Annotated in this window: 2 protein-coding genes; both read right to left on the minus strand. The window is 67.9% G+C overall.

Annotated features, from left to right (window positions below; genetic code table 11):
* Positions 1 to 100: 100 nt before the first annotated feature.
* Entirely contained in the window at positions 101 to 1,711 is a 1,611-nt protein-coding gene (locus N4G66_RS44955) for a SulP family inorganic anion transporter (protein ID WP_261710120.1), read from the minus strand.
* 495 nt (positions 1,712 to 2,206) lie between these two features.
* Entirely contained in the window at positions 2,207 to 2,725 is a 519-nt protein-coding gene (locus N4G66_RS44960) for a hypothetical protein (protein ID WP_261710121.1), read from the minus strand.
* Positions 2,726 to 2,977 lie beyond the last annotated feature (252 nt).

Below are 2,977 nucleotides of genomic sequence, written 5' to 3' on the forward strand. Positions count from 1 at the left end.
GATCCTGCGCTTCTACAGCCCCGAGCAGCCCTTCTTCGACAAGACGTGGCGGCCCAGCGAGGTGGAACCCGCCAACTGACCTGGCAGCTCCAACTCCGGGTTACCCCCTGCCAGCGGCCTCCTGAAATGCGGCGGCCGCCGCGCGGACACTGGGGAAAAGGTGCTCCTCTCCCACCTGTGCCGTCAGACCGGTGTCGGCGAATACCCGGCGCATCGAAGCCTTGGGGCGGGCGAATGCCAGGACCACGCCGCGGTCGGCGAGTTCGGTGTGCAGCTCACTGAGCGCGTCCACGGCTGTGGCATCGATGTAGGTGACGGCCTCCGCATTCACCACGAGCCACCGCAACCCGGAAGGTGCACGGTCCACCAAAGCCCTCACGCGGGCCACGAAGAACGGGACGTTGGGAAAATACAGCGGGGCGTCGAAGCGATACACGACCAGGCCCGGCTGGGTCTGGGCACCCTCGTGCTCGTCGACATCCTGGTAGCTGTCGACGTCCTTCAGATGGCCGAGGACGGCGTCGTGCGGGCGCACCGTGCGGTAGACGAAGACGCCCATCGACAGTGCGACTGCGACGAGCAGTCCGTTGAGGACGCCGAGGGCAGGAACGGCGAGCAGCGCGGCGACCGCCAGCGCCGCCTCGGTGTCGCGGACTTTGCGCAGTCGCAGAATGCCGGCGAAATCGAAGAGGTTCAGTGCCGCGGCGACCACGACTGCCCCCAGGGCCGCCTTGGGCAGCGGTGCGATCAGAGGAGTCGCGAAGGCCGCGACGACGGCGACGATGAGCAATGCCACCAGTCCAACGATCTGGGAGCGCCCGCCCGCGTCGTCGGCGAGGGCCGTACGCGAGCCGCTGCTGCCGATCGGGAAGGCACCGGAGATGCCGGAGACCGCGTTGGAGGCCCCGAGGGCGACAAGCTCCTGATTGGCGTTCACCTCGTAACCGTTCTTCGTGGCGAACGTGCGGGCGATGGCGTTGCCGTCTGCGAAGGCGAGCAGTGCCAGGCCCGCTGCGGGGAGCACGAGCCCGGAGAGTTCGTTGAGCCCCACCCTCGGGAATCCCAGACTCGGCAAGCCTCCCTCCAGGTCACCGACGACAGCGATGCCATGGGCCTTCAGGTCGAAGGCGGCCGACACGACAGTGGCGAGGACGACCGCCACCAGGCTGCCGGGGACCTTGGGGGCGAAGCGCCGCAACAGCAGGATCACCACCAGAAGCGAGCAGCTCAACGCGACAGTGGCAAGCGACGCGCCCCCGAGTTCGCGCGCCACCTCCCCCAGCCTGGGGAAGAAGTCCTCGGAACTGACATCGATCCCCAGCAGCTTGCCCAACTGGGTCGAGATGATCATCAGGGATACGCCGTTGAGGTAACCGAGCAGGACCGGCTTGGACAAGAAGTCGGCCATGAAGCCGAGCCGTAGAGTGCCGGCCAGAACCAGCCACGCACCTGTTACCAGGGCGAGCGATGCCGCCAGCAGAACGTAGAGATCAGCGTCGCCCGCGGCCAGGGGCGCCACCGTCGTCGCGGTGAGGGCTGCGAGCGTCCCCTCGGGACCCACGATGAGTTGCCGGGAGGACCCGAACACCGCGTACGCGGCAAGCGGCAGCATCGTCGCCCAGAGACCGATCACCGGGTTGACACCTGCGAGTTCGGCCATACCCAGAGCGGCCGGAACGGCGACGGCAGCCACGGTCAGTCCGACCGTCACATCCTTTGCCCATCCCTCTTTTACCTGCGACGCCAGCTGAACGGCTCCCGGCACCACGCTGCGCCACGAGGACGGCAGCAGCCGTCGCCACCTCGGAGGAGCATCGGACCCGCGGCCGTCGGCGTCACCGGCTTCGTCGGGTGACGACCTCTGCGGACCGACCATGCGAGGTCCCTTCGTACAGGCTGCGGCGGTACCCGTCCGCGGTCACACGTGGCGCGGATCTTGCCGCTCACCGTACGGAACGCGAAGGCGACAGCCGACTCCTACGGTCCCGAGCACACCCGGACAGCCCATGGCAGAGGTCCGGCGAGAGGCCGGCCAACCGCAGTTCCTCTCGAGACGGCCCGCGTCATGTCCGCCCGCCGTCGGTGAGGGCCTCCGACCCACGCCGCAACACCAGCAAAATCGTCAGTCAGTTCCTTCCCGCAACCATTCAGTTCGCGGGTCGGCACAACTCGCCTGTACTCCGTTCCCGGACTCGAGTGCGTGGCATCAGTACCGCAGAGCGTTGCTGACCTCGGTGGTCACCGTGCCGGTCAGGTCCCGGTTGCTCCGAGCTGTGGCATGGGCGGTTTTGCCTGCGGCGACCTCGGAGACATCCAGGACGGCCACGTCGAGCAGGTTGCCCGACTGGTCCTTGAAATTGACCACGATGGTGTAGCTCCTCGACTTCGAGTCGTGGTTGGTGACGGTCACCGGGACCTCCGCCTTGCCCTCGGAGCCCGTCGAAACGCTGCCCAGGGTGACGTCCGACTTGGCGTCCAGACCGCCCTTCACGCCTTCCAACGCGGACGAGGCGGCCGCCGACGCGGAAGCGGCCGCAGAATTCACCGCGGACGCTGCCGCACTGCTGGCCGCGGAGGCGAGGTCGGACGCACCCGACCTCACCACAGAGGCCGCCGAGGAAGCGGGGGAGCTCGAAGACTCGTCCGAAGAGCAGCCGGTCAGACCGGCCCAGCCGAGCATGACGGCCACCCCGGCAACAGCACATCGGTTGGTCTGGCGTTCCATGGCTTCTCCCACCTCGACGGCACGTCCCCGCTCAGCGTCGCCCAGCCCGGCTGGGCATACGAGCCGGACGCGGCGCCCGGGTGACGTGGTTGACGGCGGCTCCGGCAACGGAAGCGGCACGCCAGTCACGGATATTGGCGCAATGACTTCCGGGCGCAACCGGGGACCTGCAGGCGACCGGGAATCACCAGAAGCTCGAAGGCATGCCTGACACGTCGTCCGTCGTGGGTGCGGATGCGGATGTTTCATGAG

The organism is Streptomyces rhizosphaerihabitans (genome assembly GCF_025399795.1).
In the GTDB taxonomy this organism is placed as follows: domain Bacteria; phylum Actinomycetota; class Actinomycetes; order Streptomycetales; family Streptomycetaceae; genus Streptomyces; species Streptomyces rhizosphaerihabitans.